Source organism: Mesorhizobium sp. WSM4844 (genome assembly GCF_055811775.1).
The window spans coordinates 414,729-434,440 of the sequence record NZ_JBVVQB010000001.1; the positions used below are offsets into that span (position 1 = coordinate 414,729).

General features: G+C 61.2%; 22 protein-coding genes. 16 read left to right on the plus strand and 6 right to left on the minus strand.

Annotated features, from left to right (window positions below; all coding sequences use genetic code 11):
• Window positions 1-9 precede the first annotated feature (9 nt).
• The 8 genes from AC0L2A_RS01865 to AC0L2A_RS01900 all read left to right on the plus strand — a co-directional run bounded on the left by AC0L2A_RS01865 (window position 10) and on the right by AC0L2A_RS01900 (window position 10,039).
• Window positions 10-279 (plus strand): EscS/YscS/HrcS family type III secretion system export apparatus protein, encoded by a 270-nt coding sequence (locus AC0L2A_RS01865; protein ID WP_287205261.1) that lies wholly within the window; start codon window positions 10-12, stop codon window positions 277-279.
• Between the two features lie 9 nt (window positions 280-288).
• A complete protein-coding gene (sctT, locus tag AC0L2A_RS01870) occupies window positions 289-1,101 on the plus strand; it encodes a type III secretion system export apparatus subunit SctT (protein WP_287294520.1) in 813 nt (270 codons plus the stop codon).
• A gap of 162 nt (window positions 1,102-1,263) precedes the next feature.
• Entirely contained in the window at window positions 1,264-2,085 is an 822-nt protein-coding gene (locus AC0L2A_RS01875; protein ID WP_473607274.1) for a D-glutamate cyclase family protein, read from the plus strand.
• Between the two features lie 268 nt (window positions 2,086-2,353).
• Window positions 2,354-3,745 carry an endo-1,3-1,4-beta-glycanase EglC gene (eglC, locus tag AC0L2A_RS01880; protein ID WP_473607275.1) on the plus strand — a complete coding sequence of 464 codons (1,392 nt, stop codon included), beginning with the start codon at window positions 2,354-2,356 and terminating at the stop codon, window positions 3,743-3,745.
• Between the two features lie 84 nt (window positions 3,746-3,829).
• Window positions 3,830-5,584, plus strand: coding sequence for a type I secretion system permease/ATPase (locus tag AC0L2A_RS01885; protein WP_473607276.1), 1,755 nt, complete (start codon window positions 3,830-3,832; stop codon window positions 5,582-5,584).
• A complete protein-coding gene (locus AC0L2A_RS01890; protein ID WP_473607277.1) occupies window positions 5,584-6,894 on the plus strand; it encodes an HlyD family type I secretion periplasmic adaptor subunit in 1,311 nt (436 codons plus the stop codon). The genes AC0L2A_RS01885 and AC0L2A_RS01890 overlap by 1 nt, the downstream gene beginning before the upstream one ends.
• Window positions 6,895-6,977: 83 nt before the next feature.
• On the plus strand, window positions 6,978-7,247 hold the full coding sequence (locus tag AC0L2A_RS01895) for a hypothetical protein (protein ID WP_236388238.1): 270 nt from the start codon (window positions 6,978-6,980) through the stop codon (window positions 7,245-7,247).
• Window positions 7,248-7,492: 245 nt separating this feature from the next.
• Window positions 7,493-10,039, plus strand: a complete 2,547-nt coding sequence (locus AC0L2A_RS01900; protein WP_473607278.1) for an NAD-dependent epimerase/dehydratase family protein — start codon at window positions 7,493-7,495, stop codon at window positions 10,037-10,039.
• A gap of 126 nt (window positions 10,040-10,165) precedes the next feature.
• Here the strand turns inward: AC0L2A_RS01900 and AC0L2A_RS01905 are convergent, their stop codons facing one another.
• Window positions 10,166-10,420: a DUF982 domain-containing protein gene (locus AC0L2A_RS01905; protein WP_091590175.1), complete on the minus strand. Its 255-nt coding sequence runs from the start codon at window positions 10,418-10,420 to the stop codon at window positions 10,166-10,168.
• A gap of 113 nt (window positions 10,421-10,533) precedes the next feature.
• On the opposite strand from AC0L2A_RS01905, the gene AC0L2A_RS01910 reads away from it, so the two are divergent.
• From AC0L2A_RS01910 to AC0L2A_RS01945, 8 genes are all read left to right on the plus strand, one after another.
• Window positions 10,534-11,058, plus strand: a complete 525-nt coding sequence (locus AC0L2A_RS01910; RefSeq protein WP_473607279.1) for a metallophosphoesterase family protein — start codon at window positions 10,534-10,536, stop codon at window positions 11,056-11,058.
• Between the two features lie 548 nt (window positions 11,059-11,606).
• Entirely contained in the window at window positions 11,607-12,761 is a 1,155-nt protein-coding gene (locus AC0L2A_RS01915; protein ID WP_473607280.1) for a DUF3182 family protein, read from the plus strand.
• A gap of 89 nt (window positions 12,762-12,850) precedes the next feature.
• Window positions 12,851-13,222, plus strand: a complete 372-nt coding sequence (locus tag AC0L2A_RS01920; protein ID WP_128172215.1) for a SpoIIAA family protein — start codon at window positions 12,851-12,853, stop codon at window positions 13,220-13,222.
• A 20-nt stretch (window positions 13,223-13,242) separates the two neighbouring features.
• A complete protein-coding gene (locus tag AC0L2A_RS01925) occupies window positions 13,243-13,464 on the plus strand; it encodes a hypothetical protein (protein WP_473607281.1) in 222 nt (73 codons plus the stop codon).
• A gap of 118 nt (window positions 13,465-13,582) precedes the next feature.
• Complete coding sequence (locus AC0L2A_RS01930; RefSeq protein WP_245268652.1) at window positions 13,583-13,756, plus strand: hypothetical protein; 174 nt, start codon at window positions 13,583-13,585, stop codon at window positions 13,754-13,756.
• Window positions 13,757-13,944: 188 nt separating this feature from the next.
• Window positions 13,945-14,472, plus strand: coding sequence for a YciE/YciF ferroxidase family protein (locus AC0L2A_RS01935; protein ID WP_091590185.1), 528 nt, complete (start codon window positions 13,945-13,947; stop codon window positions 14,470-14,472).
• Window positions 14,473-14,748: 276 nt separating this feature from the next.
• Window positions 14,749-15,300, plus strand: a complete 552-nt coding sequence (locus AC0L2A_RS01940) for a hypothetical protein (protein ID WP_473607282.1) — start codon at window positions 14,749-14,751, stop codon at window positions 15,298-15,300.
• Window positions 15,301-15,442: 142 nt separating this feature from the next.
• Window positions 15,443-16,006, plus strand: a complete 564-nt coding sequence (locus tag AC0L2A_RS01945; protein ID WP_128245339.1) for a sigma-70 family RNA polymerase sigma factor — start codon at window positions 15,443-15,445, stop codon at window positions 16,004-16,006.
• Here AC0L2A_RS01945 and AC0L2A_RS01950 read toward each other — a convergent pair whose 3' ends face one another.
• The 5 genes from AC0L2A_RS01950 to AC0L2A_RS01970 form a co-directional block, all read right to left on the minus strand.
• Window positions 16,007-16,189, minus strand: a complete 183-nt coding sequence (locus AC0L2A_RS01950) for a hypothetical protein (protein WP_023801247.1) — start codon at window positions 16,187-16,189, stop codon at window positions 16,007-16,009.
• A 237-nt stretch (window positions 16,190-16,426) separates the two neighbouring features.
• Window positions 16,427-16,597, minus strand: a complete 171-nt coding sequence (locus AC0L2A_RS01955) for a hypothetical protein (RefSeq protein WP_473607283.1) — start codon at window positions 16,595-16,597, stop codon at window positions 16,427-16,429.
• 74 nt (window positions 16,598-16,671) lie between these two features.
• A complete protein-coding gene (locus tag AC0L2A_RS01960; RefSeq protein WP_473607284.1) occupies window positions 16,672-17,745 on the minus strand; it encodes a class I SAM-dependent DNA methyltransferase in 1,074 nt (357 codons plus the stop codon).
• Window positions 17,703-18,692: a GNAT family N-acetyltransferase gene (locus AC0L2A_RS01965; RefSeq protein WP_473607285.1), complete on the minus strand. Its 990-nt coding sequence runs from the start codon at window positions 18,690-18,692 to the stop codon at window positions 17,703-17,705. Before AC0L2A_RS01965 ends, AC0L2A_RS01960 begins: the two co-directional genes overlap by 43 nt.
• 9 nt (window positions 18,693-18,701) lie before the next feature.
• Window positions 18,702-19,682, minus strand: a complete 981-nt coding sequence (locus tag AC0L2A_RS01970; protein ID WP_473607324.1) for a glycosyltransferase — start codon at window positions 19,680-19,682, stop codon at window positions 18,702-18,704.
• Between the last annotated feature and the right edge of the window lie 30 nt (window positions 19,683-19,712).

The following is a 19,712-nucleotide window of genomic DNA, read 5'->3' on the forward strand; positions in this document are numbered from 1 at the left end:
GAGGTTTGTATGAGCAATGACTTCATCCTGGCGAAGGTCCAGGGCGCGCTCCTGACGGTGCTGTTCGCGTCAGGCCCGGCGATCATCGCGGCGCTGGCCGTCGGCATCCTGGTCGGGCTGGCCCAGGCGCTGACGCAAATTCAGGACCAGTCGCTGCCGCAGACGATCAAGCTTGTCGTGATCCTGCTGGTCATCATCGTCTTCGGCCCGCTGCTTGGCCAGCAGATCGCCGAGCAGGCCTCGACGGCGCTGGACGAATTCCCCGTCGTCACGCGTTGAGGCGCGCGGATGCCGGTCGAACCCTTCTTCGCGTCGGTCAAGGAGCTACAGTTGTTTCTTTTGGCGGGAGCTTTCGCGCTCGCCCGCATGACCGGGTTCATGCTGCTGATGCCGCTCTTTTCGCGCGTGCCGCTGTCGGGCCTTCTGCGCAACGGCGTTGCCCTGGCGCTGGCGGTTCCGGTCTTTCCGATGATCGTCGACAAGCTGACAAACACCGACATCGCCACGACGATGATCGTCGCCTACATGCTCAAGGAGGTCGTCGTCGGGGTAACGCTCGGGCTGGCGATGGGCATTCCGTTCTGGGCGGCCGAGGCTGCCGGCGATATCCTGGACCTGCAGCGCGGCTCGACGATGGGCACGCTGATCGATCCGATGATGACCCATGAGACGAGCGCCACCGGCACCTTGCTCGCCGTCATCATGGTCACGGTCTACCTGGCCGCCGGCGGCCTCGAACTTTCCCTGACCAGCCTCTACGACAGCTATGGCCTGTGGCCGATCGACCAGCTTCTCCCGGTGTTCAGCAAGGATGCAGCCGGCATCTTCCTCGATCTCTTGAACCGCATTCTGATGATGGCATTGACCCTGGTTTTCCCGCTCATCATCAGCATGCTGTTATCCGACCTTGTGCTGGCCTTTTTGGCGCGCGCCTCGCCGCACCTCAACGTTTTTGCGCTTTCGCTGATCGTGAAGACGCTGGTGTTTAGCCTCGTCTTTGTCCTCTATTCTGCTTTCCTGCTCTTCTACATGGAGCGGGACCTTGGCTTCCTGCACGAGGCAGGCCGACAGATAGAAGCGATCGGCTGCCGCAGCTGTTAGTGACAACCAAAAAGGTTTGCGCAAGCGTCAGTCGTAAGATGAAGCAATCGTTGGCCGGCCAATAAATACAATTTATCGTTGAGGAAAGATTCTGACAATTTGACAAGCAGCCGAGCCGCCAACGATCTTACGCCCTCCCGACCTGTCTCTGAACCGGAAGCCATGGCTCGCCTGACCACTTCACCGATCTTCGAGGACCTGCGACTGGTCGATGCGGACAGGCTGCGCAGGCTTGTCAGAATCGGCGCCTATGAGGGCCATACAGGGGGGCTGGCGCACGGTAAGCTCCAGGCCAATGTTGTGATCGTGCCGCGCAGCTTTGCCTGCGATTTCCACCAGTACTGCATCCGCAACCCGAAACCCTGTCCATTGGTCGGCGTTAATCGCGCCGGCAGCCCATTGATCCCGGCGCTGGGCGACATCGACATCCGCACCGATGCCCCCCAGTACAACATCTATCATTTCGGCGAGCTGACCCGTCGCAGGACGGACATCATCGACCTGTGGCAGGATGATTTTGCCGCTTTCGCGCTCGGCAGTTCGCTGACCGTCGAAGCTGCACTTGCCGAAAAGAAACTGAGCCGCATCGGCTGCGGCAAGGCCTCGCCCAAGTTTCGAACCAGGATCCAGACGTGTCGCGTCGGACCGTTTGGTGGCGAAATGGTCGTCTCGATGCGTCCGATAAGCCGTTGCGATGTCGACAGGGTTCGCGCTCTCACCGCACGCTTCCCGCATGCCCACGGCTCTCCCATCCATGTCGGAGATCCCACGGTCATCGGAATAGCCGATTTGATGGCTCCCGACTGGGGCGATGCGGTCAAAATCATCGACGGGGAGGTCCCTGTATTCTGGGCCAGCAGCATCACCGCACAGGATGCACTTGCTCGTGTCGAGCTGGCGACCTCGATCACGGTATCGCCGGGGCACATGCTGATCACCGATGTCGATGCACGAGCCGACGCGGGCGCTTTCAAGGTCTTTTAGCAGTTCTTCATCACCGGTCAGCGGTAAATGCTATTCGAGATGCGAAATGCGGTGAGGTCGGTCTCGATCTGCCTCACCACATCTTCGATCATGTTGCAGTTGGCCCAACCTTATGCACTCGAGGCAGTGAAGCTCCCCGGCAAGTGCTCCCACTACGTGATAACCATTTGGTAACCTTCCGAACTCGAATGTGAGAAAGTGCTGGCTCCTTTTTCCCTCGATAGATGTTAGGGCTGCTATCGAGCGAGACAAAGGAGAAAGGACCGGGATGGCCACGGTACTGAACGCCAAAGGCGTTCCACTTCCCTACAGCGGATCCTCCGTAAGGTGGTATTCGGCGACGAGTTCCAGCTCAACACTTTATGGCAGCACATACAACGACTCGATGTATGGCGACGGTAACGTCACCGTCACAATGCGTGGCGGCAAGGGCGACGACATCTATTATCTGTATGCCGCGAAAAACAAGGCGGTCGAGCTGTCCGGCGAAGGGGTGGACACCATCTCGACCTGGATGAGTTACAAGCTCCCGGCCAATTTCGAGAACCTGACGGTCACCGGCGACAAACGCTATGCTTTCGGCAACGAGCTGAACAACATCGTTACTGGCGGCTCCGGCCAACAGACGCTCGACGGCTTGCAGGGCGATGACGTGCTCAAGGGCGGATCCGGGGCGGACATTTTCGTCGTCAACCCCGGCAACGGCAGTGACCTGATCCTGGACCTTGGCGCGACGGATACGGTTCGCGTCGGGAGCTACGGCTTCACCTCTTTCGAAGAGGTGCGCGCCAACATGGTCCAGTCGGGAGCCAACGTCCGCCTAAATCTGTCCGACGGCGAGTTTCTTGTCTTCGCCAACAAGACCATCGGCGATTTCACCGCAAGCCAGTTCAAGCTGGCCGTGGACAGGTCGGCCCTGGAACTGACCTTTTCGGACGAGTTCGATACGTTGGACCTGTGGAACGGCTCGAGCGGCACCTGGGATTCGAATTACTGGTGGGGAGCCGAGAACGGCAGCACGCTCACGAGCAACAATGATCTTCAATGGTACATCGATACCGACTACGCCCCGACACGCTCCGTCAATCCATTCAGCATCGAGGACGGCGTTCTCACCATTACCGCCGCCCGGGCTCCTGAGGCGATCCGTCCCCATATAAATAACTACGAATACACGTCAGGGTTGCTGACGACCTACGAATCCTTCGCGCAGACCTACGGCTATTTTGAAATTCGAGCCGACATGCCCGAAACACAAGGGGCATGGCCGGCCTTCTGGCTTCTCCCGGCGGACGGCTCCTGGCCACCGGAACTGGACGTCATCGAGATGTTCGGTAAAGATCCAAACAAGCTCATCCTGACAGGCCACTCGAACGCGACGGGAACGCATACAACAGTAGGCACGACGGCCTATGCCGCGGATACCGAAGGGTTCCACACATATGGCGTGCTTTGGACAGAAGACGAACTCGTCTGGTATTTCGACGACGTCGAAGTCGCTCGTGCCGCAACGCCTGCCGACATGCATGACCCGATGTATATGCTGGTGAATATGGGGATCGGTGGCCAGGCGGGAGAGCCCGCCGACGAGCTTGCGACGCCTGCCGAAATGCAGATCGACTACATCCATGCCTATGCGTTGCAAGACTGGGTTATCTGACATTTGACAGATGGGCTCGGCACCGACACGTTCGTCATCATTTCGGGCGCGGCCATTGCCGCCTGAGACCGAACTGGAACTGATGTGAAGCCGACGTCGCATCCCATTCCACCCGAGCCGCCGCGAACGACACTCGCGGCGGTTTTGGCCTCCTTCCGGCGAGCGTTGGCCGGAATTGCGTTGATGAGCGGCGTCGTCAATGTCCTGGCGCTGACCGGCTCGTTCTTCATGCTGCAGGTCTATGATCGTGTCATACCCGGCCGCAGCGTGCCGACGCTCGTCGGGCTCGCCGTGTTTGCCGGCACACTTTTCGTTTTTCAGGGCGTTCTCGAACTCATCCGGTCGCGTTTGCTGGTGCGCATCGGGATGGCGCTGGACGCACGCTTGAGCGGACAGGTCTATGCCGCCCTCATGCGTCTGCCGCTGCGAACCAAGCTCGCAGGCGACGGCCTTCAATCGTTGCGCGACCTTGACCAGGTGCGATCCTTCATGTCGAGCGCCGGCCCGACCGCGCTTTTCGACCTGCCGTGGATGCCGCTCTACCTGGCAATCTGCTTCCTGTTCCATTTCTGGATCGGCATGACGGCGCTGGCCGGCGTGGTCATTCTGTTCAGCCTGGCATTGCTTGCCGAAATTCGCACGAGAGAGCCCGCCAGAAAGGCAAACAGTCAAGCGGCAGCGCGCAATACACTTGCCGAAGCGACACGTCGCAATGCCGAGGTTCTGCAGGCCATGGGCTTTGGCTCGCGCATCGCCGAGCGCTGGTCAGGGATCAATGCCGGCTATCTCGACACCAATGCAACGGCCAGCGACCTTGCCGGGACGCTCGCAACGATCGCGAAGATCCTGCGCATGATGCTGCAATCGGGCATTCTGGCGATCGGCGCTTATCTGGTCATCCATCAGGAAGCGACCGGCGGCATCATGATCGCCAGTTCGATCATGATGAGCCGGGCGCTCGCACCGATCGAACTGGCTATCGCCCACTGGAAGGGCTTCGTCACCGCCCGCCAGGCCTGGGCCCGCTTGACCCAGCTTTTGGTCCTGCTTCCCGAAACTGCGACAAGTGTCTCGCTGCCTGCTCCGAGATCTGCTCTTTCGGTCGAAAGTATCAGTGTCGCACCGCCGGGTGAGCGCCGGATGGTCGTGCAGGACGCCACCTTTGCACTGGGACAGGGCGTCGGCCTCGGCATCGTCGGGCCAAGCGCTTCGGGCAAGTCATCGCTCGTGCGCGCAATTGCCGGCATATGGCTGCCAGTTCGCGGCACCGTCAGGCTGGATGGCGCAACGCTCGACCAGTGGTCGCCGGAAGAACTGGGCAAGCATGTCGGCTATCTGCCGCAGGATGTGCAACTGTTCGACGGCACCATTGCCGAGAACATCGCGCGCTTCGAACCGCAAGCGCCCTCGGACAAGATACTGGCGGCTGCGCGCGCGGCCGGCGTTCATGATCTCGTCATCCACCTGCCGGAAGGCTACGAGACGCGTATCGGCGAGGCCGGTTCGGCGCTTTCGGCTGGCCAGAGGCAGCGGGTGGCGCTTGCCCGGGCTCTCTACGGTGACCCGTTTCTGGTTATTCTCGACGAGCCTAACTCCAATCTCGATGCGGAAGGCGAGGCGGCGTTGACGGTGGCGATCCAAGGCGTGCGCGCGCGAGGCGGTATTGCCGTCGTGGTCGCACATCGTCCGAGCGCGCTTGCCAGCCTGGATCAGGTTCTTGTGATGGCGAACGGCCGTATTCAGGCCTTTGGCCCAAAAAATGAGATCTTGAACAAGATAACCCGCCCGGCGGGCGTTCCCTTGAAAGTCGTTTCCGGACTAGAAGAGACGGCATCCTGATGGCGCAACGCATGATATTCGCGGCCGAGCGCACCATTCGACGCTATCTGCTTGGCGGTGTCGCAACCTGCATCCTGCTGGTTGGCGGGGCGGGGAGCTTGGCTGCCGTCACCGAGATTTCCGGAGCCGTCATCGCTTCGGGAAAGCTGGTTGTCGATTCCAGCGTCAAGAAGGTGCAGCATCCGACGGGTGGCGTTGTCGGTCAAATCTTCGTCCGGGAAGGCGATGCCGTGCAATCGGGCAAGGTCTTGATCCGCCTCGATGAAACCATCACCCGGGCCAATTTGGCGATCGTCTCGAAGAGCCTGGACGAATTCGAGGCGCGGCTGGCTCGCCTTGAGGCCGAGCGCGACGGCAAGGCAAGCATCGTCTTTCCAGCTTCGCTTGTGTCGCGCCAGGATGCCCCCGAGATTGGTCGGGCGATGGCCGGCGAGCAATCTCTGTTCGAATTTCGCCGACAGGCACGCGCCGGTCAGAAGGCTCAGTTGCAGGAGCGCATTGCGCAGCTTGCCGAAGAGGTTTCCGGCTTGACCGAGCAAAGAGATGCCAAGAGCCAGGAAATCAAGTTGATCGGCTTTGAGCTCGAAGGCATGCGCAGACTTTGGCAACGCAAGCTGGTTTCGATCGATCGTATTACTGCGCTTGAACGCGATGCTGTGCGGCTTAAAGGCGAGCACGGGCAACTGACTGCGGCCATAGCGCAATCGAAGGGTCGTACCTCCGAAATCCGTTTGCAGATTATCCAGATCGACCAGGATTTGCGCAGCGAAGTGGCAAGCGAACTGCGAGACGTCCAGGCAAAGATCTCCGAGTCCGTCGAGCGCAAGGTTTCGGCCGAAGATCAGCTCAAACGCATCGACATACGCAGTCCGCAGAACGGTGTCGTTCATCAGCTCGGCGTGCACACGGTCGGTGGCGTTATATCTCCAGGCGAACTCATCATGCTGATTGTCCCGGTGACGGACGACCTGACCGTCGAGGCGCGCGTGGCTCCGCAAGACATCGATCAGTTGACGCCAGGGCAAGGCGCGACCCTGCGGCTGTCGGCATTCAATCAGCAAACGACGCCGGAACTGAATGGTGCGGTCAGCAAGATTTCCGCCGACCTCAATGTCGATGAGAAAACAGGCACCGGCTTTTACACTGTGCATGTTGCTTTACCGCGCACAGAGCTTAGCCGGCTCAAGGGCGTGGCCCTGGCGCCAGGCATGCCTGTCGAGGTGTTCTTTTCGACCGGCAACCGCACCATGCTGTCCTATCTCGTGAAACCTTTGGCGGATCAGATCCAGCGCGCTTTCAGGGAGGAGTAGGCTCTCTCGGCGAGTCGACGAGCTGAATTCCGGAACAAGGGCGCGATTTTGCCGTTTTCGCCTGAAACCGGAAGCGATCCCACATGTCCGAATTGACGAATGAAGAGATCGAGGGGCGGCTCAATGCCCAGCGCGAGACTCTGGCGCTGGTCGTCGCGCTGCTTGCCGGCCTCGACAAGACTTCCGAGCGGATATGGGCCGAACTGGAAGCCCGCTTTCAATTCCAGAACAATCAGGAAGACCCCGGCGCGGTGCCAAGCCGTGCATTCGCCATTGAGAGCGCGATGATGCGGGAGTTCAAGCTGATCTTCGAGGAAGCGCGGGCACGCAAGGCGGAATGGAATGCCGAATAGGCAGGCGGAACAGATCCGTCTCTCCGGATGGATAGCAACAATTTTCCCGACCTGACGCGGAAACATTTCCGCCATGCCGGTGTTACTCACTGAGTGGGGCGCGAGGGGCTTCCTACTTTGAGGCAATGATGAGCTTCGACAAGACATTGCGCCACATCCGGCTGAATGGAACTGCGGCTAACCGTGATCCGAACCGGCAGGTTGCCGGGCTGAAGTCCAGACGGCTTGGCGAACAGGCCTGAGCCGTGGCAAATCACGGCACGACCCTTCCGACGGTTCTTGTCACCGGCAGCAGCGGCTTCCTGGGGCAGGCGATCGCGCGAGGCTTGATCGATCGCTATCGCGTCATCGGCCTTGACGTCGCAAAACCGAAGCATGCCCCCGCCGGCATGGAGACGATCGAGATCGATCTCACCTCCGATGAGGGCGTGAGCAGGGCTGTGCAGGCGGCACGGGAGCGCAGCGGCGGCCGCATCGCTTCGGTCGTCCATCTTGCCGCCTATTATGACACGACCGGTGAGGACAACCCCAGATATGACGCCGTCACCGTGCAGGGCACGCGCCGGCTCCTGAAGGCGCTGACGGCGGTCGAGAGCGAACAGTTCGTGTTCTCCAGCACGCTTCTCGTCCATGCGCCAAGCCCGGAGAAGGGCGCGAAAATCAATGAGGACTCGCCGCTTGACCCGGCCTGGGCCTACCCAAGATCGAAAGCCGAAACCGAGGCGCTGATTTCGCGGGAGCGCGGCCAGATCAAGACGGTGATCCTGCGGCTCGCCGGCGTCTATGACGAAGACTGCCGGGCGGCCTTTGTTGCCCAGCAGATCGCCCGCATCTTCGAGCGCTTGCCGACCGCTTATCTGTTCGCCGGCGATATCACCGCCGGCCAGCCCTATCTTCACAAGGACGATCTCGTCGATGCGGTGGTGCGCACCGTCGACCGGCGCGCCGAACTTCCGGCCGAGACCGTGCTTCTGATCGGCGAAGAAGACACACCGTCATACGAGGAGATGCAGAAGCGCATCGGCCGGCTCATCCATGGCGAGGACTGGCGTACCCTGGCGCTGCCGAAGCAGCTGACGAAGCTGGGCGCCTGGGTGCAGACGGAGGTGCTCGACCAGGACACCGACATCAAACCGTGGATGATCGAGAACTCGGACGATCATTACGAGATCGACATTTCGCGGGCCAAAACCGTGCTGGGCTGGGCGCCCAGACACAATCTGCTGGACACTCTGCCGGAGATGATCCGCCGGCTGAAGCAGGACCCCACGGACTGGTATGCGGCCAACAAGCTCGACCCGCCGGTTGTCGCGGCTTCGGACCCCGAGATCGAGCAGGCCGAAAGGCGCCTCAAGGGACCGCTCGAGCGAAGCAAGGAAGAGGTCGAAGCGGCGATAAAACGGCATCGGTCGAGGACGCTCTGGGCGCCGATGACCAACGCTGCGCTTGGGCTGTGGCTGGTCACCTCGCCAATGACAACTGGCCTGTTCGATCCCGTCACAGCCGCAATGCCGCCCGCTCTGGGGCACGCTGTCGCGGAGCCGCAATTGCGCAACGCAGGCCTCGGCGTCAGCGAGATCGTTTCCGGCCTGCTGGTGACGGTCTTTGCGTTGATGGGCATGTCCCGACGCTGGCGCTGGGTGCAGTGGATCACGGCGTCGCTAGGAGTTTGGGTGATGCTGGCGCCGTTGCTGTTCTGGACGACCAGCGCCGCCGCCTATGCCATCGACACGCTCGTCGGCATGCTGATCGTCGCCTTTGCGGTGATGATCCCGCCGACGCCTGGCATCAGCCGCCGCGCGCTGGCGGCCGACGACGACATTCCGCTGGGCTGGACCTATTCGCCATCGACCTTCACGCAGCGGATACCGATCGTGGCGCTGGCCTTCGTCGGCCTGTTCGTCTCGCGCTATCTCGCCGCCTTCCAGATGGGCCACGCGGATGGGCTGTGGGATCCGTTCTTCGGCCCGGGCGGCGCGCCGGTGCGCAACGGCAGCGAGGCGGTGGTGACGTCATGGGTCTCGAAGGGTTTCCCGATCGCCGATGCCGGGCTCGGCGCCTTCGCCTATTGCCTCGATATCCTCGCCGGCGCGATCGGCGACCGCCGGCGCTGGCGCACCATGCCGTGGATGGTGCTCCTCTTCGGCCTGCTGATCATTCCGCTTGGCGTGGTCAGCGTGTCCTTCATCATCATCCAGCCACCGCTGATTGGCGCGCTGTGCACGCTCTGCATTCTCCAGGCCGCCGTCACGGTGGTGCTGATCCCTTACTCCGTCGATGAGGTGCTGGCGACGATCCAGTATCTCTGGGGCGCGACGAGGGCGGGCGAGCCGTTCTGGCGTACCTTCTGGATGGGCGGACCGGCGCTGTCGGAGAACCAGACGCCTGGGGCCGACCTCGACCGTCCGGTTTTCGAGGTGCTGAAGGAATTTGTCACCGGCGGCGTCAATTTCCCGTGGACGCTGGCAGCAAGCACGCTGCTCGGCGCCTTGCTGATGACCACGCCATTGCTCTTCGGCACGCAGCCACCGCTTTACTTCAGCGATCACGTCGTCGGCTGTCTCATTATCATGGTCGCAGTCACGGCCATGGCCGAAGTGGTCCGGCCGCTGCGCTTCCTCAATGTCGTGCTTGGCGCATGGGTCGCGGTGTCCCCCTTCGTGCTTGCCGGCGGTGAAACCCTGGCGATGGTGGCGGACGTTGCGATCGGTCTGGCGCTGATCGTGCTCAGCCTGCCGCGCGGCACGCGCAGTGACCAGCACTATGGCGGTTGGGATCGAGCGATTGTCTGAGGCAACTCGCGGCGGCTCCGGATAGTACTGATACGCAGTGATCCTTCGCGCCTCGCTCTGCCGTCAAACGTTCTGCATCGTCGTGACGCTCTGAGGTAACGGAAGGGTTCGCAGGGTCTTGACGAATCAGATTTGTTCGCCGAGCAGGATCCTCGCGTCCTTGGCCGCGACGATGAACGCCTGGCGTGCGACCCTTGGCGGCTTTTCGCCGCGGATAACAGCAAGGCAGGCTGCGATTGCAGCCAGTCGCGTCTTGGACGCTGGCGTCGGCCAGTCCTTCAGCAGAACTTCAGCCGCATCGGAGACAGACAAAACAACCCTGTCACGATCGATCCGACCGGGTTGAACGACAATTGGCTTTCTGAAACGTCTCGTGCGCACGACACTCTCCAAAGCGAGGAGTATGTTAGCCGCGTCTGATCTTGTTGGCCACCTCAAATGTTAATTGCGGGAAGGCGAGGTTCGGACAACGTCCGCAAAGGCTGTGAACGACCATGATCTATTTCACGGCCGACACACATTTCAGCGATCCCCGCATTCTGCGCATCGATCGCCGCCCATTCGGCTCGCTGGCCGAACACGATCGAGCGCTGATTTCGCTCTGGAACGAAACGGTCAGCCCGGATGACCAGATCTGGCATCTCGGCGACTTTGCCAAGGGATCGGCCGAATTCGTTGCATCGCTGCTGTCGTCTCTTCATGGCGAGAAGCATCTGATCATCGGCAACAACGATGGCGCGGCGACCATAGAGGCTGCGGGTTGGGCCAGCACACAGCATTACAAGGAACTGACGATAGACGGCAGGTTGCTGATCCTTTGCCACTATCCTTTCCGCACCTGGAATCAGATCGGCAAGAAATCGATCAATCTGCATGGCCATTCCCACGGCAGGCTGAGCCCGGCTACGCGCCAGTTCGACGCCGGCGTCGACAGCTGGGATTTCCGCCCGGTCACCCTTTCCGCCATCCTTGCAAGCCGACGGCGGCGAACGGTCAGCCGGGATATTCAACGCAGGTGATGGAAAACGCGGATCATCCGGCTGTTGCTGACCTATCGGTGAGTTCGCCACTTCGCGCCTCGACACAGTACTTTTTGACAGGTCGAACCGATCGGCAACGAACGTCGACAGTTCCGTTCAGCAGCGAATCTCAGTGGCAATTGCAGCCTCTAGGATTAGCTGAGACACCCCTCCACTTCGTCATCCTAGGGTCTGCGCCGCGTCGCTTCGCTCCTTGCTTGCCCTAGGATGACGAAGTCATTGCGGCTTACGCCAACTACCAACCTCGCAAAAAGGACGCCGTCCGCGAAGCTGCCAATCTCCCCCCTCGTGGGGGAGATGTCCGGCAGGACAGATGGGGCGCTGTCCCTGGCGATCAAAGGTTCTGCACCGCAGCAGCGCTCCAAGGTACGGCATGGATCCCACGTTCGAAAAAGACGCAGCAGGCGGCGAGCCTGCCAATCCGGGCTGAACGTTCTGCCATCTGCTGCGTTCTCCCGGGGCAGGGCGCGTAGGACCGCAACATCGGCGCCCAATGGCCATAACGAGGAAGCACCGGAAGGAGCGAGATGACCGAGTACAGAGGCACTCAGCCGAGCCAGCCAAAAGGCACCGTGATCGCATTCTCCGCGCCGGGCTGCGAGCCTCTCTACGCTCACGAGCGGGAAGCCATAGCTGCCGTCGCCCGCACCATTGCCGCGCTCAAGGGGTTTGCCTTCCGGCAGGGTCTAGGCAACAGCAGCGGCAATGGCGGGCGCTTGTACTTCGTGCCGGACGACAGTTTGCTTGCCAGCGATGCGGCACGGCTGGGTATCAACGGGCCGCAAGACCTCTTCGGCGGCGTGGTGCCTTGGCGATTCGCGACCACCAAGGCGATAACCCACGAACTGGTCGACGACCTGGCCGAGCGACCGAAGGAATGGTCAACCGGCTTCGGCAGAACTGTCGCCGCCGCAGTATTGCCTGGCTACACCGTGTTTTCGCGGCACGATGCGCTGCGAGCAGCGCAACGCCTGCTGAGGCATGGGCTGGCCCGGCTCAAGCCACCGCTTGCCTCGCGAGGCCAGGACCAGCACATCGTTCGCACGGTCGCTGACGTCGAGAGACTGCTCGAGCGATACCGCTCCCCCGACTTGGACGAGTACGGTCTGGTGCTCGAAGCCGACCTTCGTGACGTCGTCACTTTGAGTGTTGGCAGAACCGAGATCGACGAAATCATGGTCGCCTACTACGGCACTCAAATGACGACGACCGACAATGCGGGACAATCCGTTTATGGCGGGTCGGACCTCATTGTCGTGCGCGGCGGATGGGAAGCTCTCGAAGACCTTCAGCTTCCCCGCGCACTGGCTTCGGCAATTGCGCAGGCGAGAGCCTATGACGCGGCGATGGCCGAGTATCCTGGATTTTTCGCCTCGCGGCGCAACTACGATATCGGCCAGGGTGTCGATTCGTCGGGTATCTGGCGATCCGGTGTGCTCGAGGCCAGCTGGCGCATTGGCGGCAGCAGCACGGCCGAGCTTGCGGCAATAAAGATCATGAAGCAGGACCCGGACATCCAACTGGTGCGTGCGTCCGCGGTCAAGACGTTCGGCAATACCAGCCGGTTGCCTGACAACGCCGACGTTCACTTTCAGGGAGAAGACCCCGATGAGGGTCCGATCACGCGCTATACCGTCGTCACGAATGCGACCCGCGAGCCGCCAAGGAAAGCGGTGGGTTAGTGTCTAAAAACGCTTAGGACCAAGGAACATCCGTCGGCGGCTTGAGTTGTTCGGCATGATCCCGAAAAACCAATCCGAAGGAGGAAAAAGTGATCGAGGTTATTTCTGCTCCTGAGAATGTCGCCGCATTTCGCGTTGCCGGTACCGTGACCGCGGAGGACTACGACAAGATCATCCCGACCATCGAAGAGAAACTGAGCGAACATGAAGAGATCGGCATCCTGGCCGACCTTACCGATCTGGAGGACATGACGGGCGACGCGTTGCGCCGCGATCTGCAGTACGGCTTGAGCAAACTTGGCGAACTCCACCGCTTCCAGCGTGCCGCAGTGGTGTCCGAAAAACAGTGGATCAAGGCAGCTACCGAAATGACGGGCGCACTGTTCCCGCAGATCGAGGCGCGGGTGTTCCCGGCGGACGAAAAGACCCAGGCTCTGGAGTGGGTAGCACGCGTTCAATAGCGGTATCGAGGGGAGCGGCCATGCCAACCATCTACAACAAACGACAGAATTCGGACGGCCTGTGGGAAGTCTATGACGACGAGAGCGAGGAAGCCGTCGTGATTGACGGCATGCCGCTTTCCGGCCTCGATGAACTCGAAGCCAATGAGGCCATTCGAAAACTCAAGCGGGGTGAGGTGACTTCCGACAACATTCCGCCGACTGCCCAGTCTGGCCGGCCTCCGACCAAAGACGGCATATAATCAATGCAAGCGTCCTGCCCCGGCGCGAGCAGGTTGCAGGGGCCACGTTTCCAGTGCATTCTTGCTGTCGTCGATGACCACACAGTATCTTAACCACCAGTTGGAATGCCCTTATTGCTTGACGATAAGGCTGAGGATTCCGGCCGACGCCGGTCCTGACGACCGGATCTTTTGCGACGACTGTGGCGAATTCCTCGGGACCTGGGACGATCTGCTTACCGATTTTGAGAGGCAGGGCGGCCAGGATGGAGTGTTCCGTCTCGACAAGGGCCGTATCAAGCGGATCGATTGAGCCGATTGCTGGCGAAGCCATTTGCTCGCACCGCCGTCTCGCCAGCGTAAGCCTTGCAGCACCTGCGCGGCCTGAGGCGAAAAATTTCCAGCGGCTCGAATCATCAGGGAACTTGTTGCCGGCCGGTGGGGTTATCGGTCGCCTTCCCAGTTAGGGAGGCTAGCTCCAAACCTCAGCGGGAGACGACCATGGCAACTGCGAAAAAAGCTGCGAAAGCGACAACCAAGGGCCTTGAGGACCTGTTCCTCGACGGGCTGAAAGATCTCTACTACGCCGAAAAGAAAATACTGAGGGCGCTGCCGAAAATGGCCAAAAGCGCGGAGTCGGAAAAAGTGACTGCTGCCTTCGAAAAACATCGCATGGAGACGGAAGTTCACGTCGACCGGCTCGAGGAGGTGTTCGAGAAACTTGGCAAGGCGGCACGCGGCAAGACCTGCCCGGCGATCGACGGCATCATTGAAGAAGGCTCCGAGATCCTCGAAGACTATGACGGTGCTCCTGCGCTCGATGCCGGACTGGTCGCAGCGGCGCAAGCCGTCGAACATTACGAGATCGCCCGGTACGGCACTCTTGTCGCCTGGGCGGAACAGATGGGAAAGGCCGATGTCGCCGCCCTTCTCAAGGCAACGCTCAAGGAAGAGGTCGCGACAGACGAAGCGCTGACCGGGTTGGGCGAGGGTGGTGTCAACCAACGTGCCCTCCAAGCCGCCGCCTGATTCCTGGTTGTAACCGGCTTGCGGAGCCCAGGCGAAGATCGCCAGGCTCCGCTCGCAAGATGCAGCTAGTGCCTTGCCGTCCGGGATTCTTGAACCGGCGTGGCCGACTGGCCATTGCGAGGCTTGAATTAGCTTGAACCGGAATCTACAAGAAGACCAATGGGTTCAAAGACATTGCGCAGATGTCAGGTGAGAGAGCCCGCTATCGTTGGCGTTGGCGTTCGGCATGGCGTTGAGTGGCGGAGCGACCCGTTTAGCGAGCCCGGTCGCGGGTGATTGGAACATCTGCCGACCAACGCCGTTGATATGCTCGGCAGGCGAAAGGGGCTGCATATGTCAAAACTTCAGGCGGTGACTCCAGAGCATCTGCAGCGGCTCAAGCTCGAGGCGTCTGCTTATTTTGGTCCGAAAGTGCTCCACGAAGCATTGTTGCGTCTTTGCCAGGCTTGCGGACGCGATAGCCTTGACCGGTTCGAGAAGACCATGGTCGATCAGATCGAGGCAATGCGCGGTGAGAGGGCCGATTTCGAGACAATGAAGGAATTTGCCATCGAACAGCTTTACGCCTGCGTTCGCGAGGTCAGTAGTTCGCCTGACATGAAACAGCCGCTGGAGGGAGCAGAAGCCCGAAGGACGCCTGGTCGGTCGGAAGAGCCGAAGACCCTGGAAGACCAGTTGCAGGCCGGGCTTGAGGATTCTTTTCCCGCGAGCGACCCGCCGGCGGTGGTGTCCACAGCGATATCCGGCGGGGCGAAAAAGCTGGTCGGGACTGACGAAGTCCTGAAAAAGCAGCGGGAAGAGGCGGCCAAGAACAACGACCGGTCATAGGCGGCCGCCCGCCCAATCCGCGATTTTCCAGCACCTTGTTTCGATGTCCGGAACGATCCAAACCTTCATGCATTTAGCTAGGTCTGCGTTCATCAACTCTTTCTTGCTGGGAGCTGGACCATTGTCCTCCAGGGGCTACCCCTTGGCCAACCAGGAAACGGATGACGTTTCCATCGTTGACCTGATACCTGCCTTGCGCGCCTTCGCCCGCACCTTCTGCCGGGTTCCCGACGATGCGGACGACCTGGTCCAGGAGACATTGACCAAAGGGCTCGCCAACATCGACAAGTTCGAGCCCGGAACGCGTATGAAGTCATGGCTCTTCACCATCATGCGCAATAGCTATTATACGCGCATCAAGGCCGCCGACAGGGAAAAGCCGGGCCTGCTTGACTGCGCCTCCGCAATCCCGATTACGGAAGCGACGCAGGAGTGGTCCGTTCAGAGCAAGGAAGTCGCCAACGCGGTCCAGAGGTTGCCGGAGCATCAGCGCGAGGTCCTGATGCTGATCGGGGTCCTTGGCGTCAGCTATGAAGAAACTGCCGAAATATGCGGTTGCGCGGTGGGAACGGTAAAAAGCCGCCTTAACCGAGCGCGTGCCAGCGTGCTGGAATACCTCGGCGAAAGTTCCTTGCAGACATTGGTGGAACGACGCAATCACCTGTCAGCAGCACAGGGAAACTTCGCAGTCGACAGGCGCCGATAGCTAGTCCTGTTTCTTTGCTTTGCATCGACGCTTCTCGACAAGCGCATTCTGTAATTGAACCGCAAGGTCGGTCAGCTGGTCGGGGACCTTTTCCTGCTCGATAGCAGTCAGCAGAGATGCAATCTTCCGGTCTATTGCCAGCCGGAGTTTCGGGCTGATGCTATCGTCGCTCGAGCGAGACATAGTGTTCTCTTAACGAATCAGTCCCTTCACCAGTGTGGTGACGGCAATCAGAGTTTGCAAGGATTCGCGCGGCCTCACAGTCAGCGCCGTCCCTTGCACAGCCCGTCCCTTGCACAGCATTGTGTATCGAAGCTGCCGGTCTCGTCGGGGAAGCCTATGCTTTCACCTCGGGTCCTCCCGGCGCTGTTGCCGGGTGCGCTCGACATTTCGACTCTCGTGACCTCGACTGGCCACTGGTCATGATTGGCGTTTGCGGTTGCAGCAGTCAGTCTTGGGAGAGACGATCTGCGGCGTGATACTGATCGGAGTTGATCCGATTGCCATCGAGCCGGCGTTGCTCGGTGTGCTGCTTCCCAGGCTCTGCTGGACAAAGCAAAGCCGCGTTTCCTTGACCTTGTCCTTGGCCAATCGGTCATCGCGCCGGCCGCCGGAGCCTTTATCTTGACGGCAGAGGTGATGTCTATCTTGCCGCCGGATGCCTTCTAGTCCTCCTTCGGATTGTCGGCACTCACAGGTGCCCTGTCTGTTTGGTGCGCCTGTCTCTTTGACGCCATCGTCTCTTTGACGCCCGAACAATCATTGCGCCGTAATGTTCCCTCGGATGCCACAAGAAGAAAGGCATTGCCGTCCCACAGCCGGAACGGCTTCGCGCCGTCAGCCACGACCTGCATGCCATGGGCTTCGGCGAGGCGGTGAACATCGGCACGATCCAGCGCCGTCGATCCGCGATAGGAGTAATTCAGAAGTGCTGCCACGCCTGACGGTTTCAGAACACGCGCAATTTCCTCGAAATACCGCTCCGCCAGGCCAGCCAGCACCAGGTAGGGGAAGCTGTCGACAGCCAGCACGCAATCGAAGCTTGCGTTGGTAAAATCGGCGAGATCGAGACCAAAGGTCGGCCGCAGATCCACATTGCGCAGCCCGGCACATCGCCCACGAGCGACCGAAATCATCTCCAGGGATATGTCGATGCCGACGATCCGGTGCGCGGCATCCGAGAGCGCGCTTTCGAAGCGGCCGATGCCACAACCAATGTCCAGTATGTCCTGGTCGCGGCCGGTGAAGCCTTGCCGCTGCAACCATGCGACGATCTCGTCGGTGGCGGCGGTGAGTTTCTCCTCGTCTCCCAGCGAAGACAGTTGAACGCTCGCCGCCTGGGAAATCGTCGCCGCGGCATCAAAGCCGGCGGCCAGCCGCCTGACGACCGCGGCGTCAGTTTCCCATTCATCGCGTTCGTGGCGGACGGCGGCACCTGTTTGGCGCAGCGTGGTGAAGATGTCAGGCCTGTGACGAAGCAGATCGGCGATCCGCTCCAGTCTGTCGCGTTTTCGCAGGTCGGCTGAACGCATCTCCAGCGCTACATCGGCCAATTCTGCGGCATCGACCCCGGTCTCGAAGCGCAGCGCCAGTCTGGCAATGATGGCGTCGACGCAGGCGCCGTCGGCCATGCACTCCTCGATCAGCATTTTTGCGGTCGATGCCGCCTGGGGCGATGGCTTTCGTCCGGTGGCGCTCATCGAGCCATGCTCCGCGTCCAGACCTTTCGCATTGTCCATTGGTCCACGGCCCCCCAGCCATACTTGTAGCTCTCCTGGCCGCGCAGAAAATCGAACTCCCGCGCCCCTTCACGAGCCGCTTCGGCAATCGCGTGACCGATCAGAATTGCGCCGGGACTTTCCTCGGCATAGGCCGGATCAAAACCGCCAAGGTAGGCGTAGGCGCGGTGGCGATGATGAAATCCGTAATAGGCGCCGACGACCGCATCGTTGATGGCAGCAAGCCAGCATCGGACAAGACCCTGTGCGGCAAGCATGGGAAGCGCCTGCCGATGGAATTCTTCTGCAGCCGGATCGGCCAGGACGCCGTCGCCGCGCCCGGCCCAACGCGCGCCGTGAAGGCGGATCAGGTGATCGAAAAACGCTTTGAGATCGGCCTGTGCCGGTATGATGGAGACGCAGCCGCGCCGGCGTGCGGCATTGTGCGCGCGGCGCAACTGGCGTCTTCGCCGCGCCGGAATGCAGACCGCGAGCGCATCGTCGCCAGCGATCGGCAGCACGGGACAAGCGGCGTGGTCGACGGGTTGATCCGCCTCCAGCGCAGGGTGCGCGATAGTGAGACCGGCAGCACCGGCCGGCAGGTCCGGTAAGATCCATTGCGACCAATTGATCGCCAGAACCCGGTCGGCGATGACGGCGGCGACAGCCGCTTCGATGCCGGGGCAACACAGGACATCCAGGTAGTCGCTCAACGAAATCCCAACCGGAAGCAGTCTCGACCCGCAAGTTGCGTGTTCCAGGTAAAGCGGTGCCAATCCCACCAGATCGTCGCCTCGCCAGACGGCGATCGTCGCCAGCTCTCCGGGCTCGAATGCGCGCCACCACGGCACCAGCCAGGCGGGGCTTTGGAACGGCGTCGCTGTCCGGCTGTGCGCCCACAGCTCCCGCCAGCGCGGCGCCAGCGCCTCAAAGGCGGCCGGATCGTCGATGATCTCGGAGCGGAGCATGAAAGCCGCTCACTGCACCGCCGCCAGGCGCCTGCGGCCGGCACCAAGCCCTGCCAGCGCCTGGTAGGCGTCCATGTAAGACGAAATCATTTGGTCGAGGGAAAAGCGCCGCCGCGCCTCGGCCCGGCATGTCTCGGCATCCAGGCCGGAGGCTGCGACGATGGCCTCCGCCATCTCATGGATGTCGTTGACCAGAAAGCCCGTCTTGCCGTGTTCGACCACATCCGGCAGCGCACCGTTTGGAAAGGCGACGACCGGCGTGCCGCAGGCGAGAGCCTCCATCGCGACAAGCGAGCTGGTTTCCGCGGCAAGGCTGGGAATGACCAGGCAGCGGGCGGCGTTGAGAAAGTGCCGCTTCGCGACGAAGCCGAGCGGACCGAGGAAGCGGCGGCGCTGGTCGAGGCGCGGCTGGACTTCGTCACGAAAGTACAGCGTGTGCGTTTCGTAAGGGTAGACCTTGCCGCCGATGATCAGCCGCACGCCAGCCTGTTTGGCCGCGTCCAGTGCCAGGTGGATGCCCTTTTCCGGGCAAATGCGGCTGAGCACCAGCGCGAAGTTGCGCTTGAACTGCCGACCGCTCAGCGCATCGATATCCACGCCGTTTGGAATGGGTGCCAGCAGCCTGGCACCCGGCGGCGCGGTCCTCTGTTGGGCCATCGAGACGGCGTGAAGCCATAGATCGTCGCGGACCGTGCGCAAGGCATCGGTGGGATACCAGTCGAGCGGCAGGTGCAGGCTTACCAGGGTCGGGCCATCATCAGGTAGATAGGCATCAAAATCGATGCCGTGCAGATGAACCACGTCGATCGGCCAACGGGCGCGTGCGACTTCTATCGCGGTGCGGTGAGAGCGCTGTGCCCGTTTCTTCGCCGCATCGTCGAGCACACCTGGTTCAGCAGGCGTCTCGATGAGCACGCCCGCCGCTTTCGAGCCCTGGCAACCGATCACGATGGAAGCGTGTCCCGCGCGCACGAGTGCCTGGTCGAGCATCGACAGCACCTGCTCGGCACCGCCAACCGC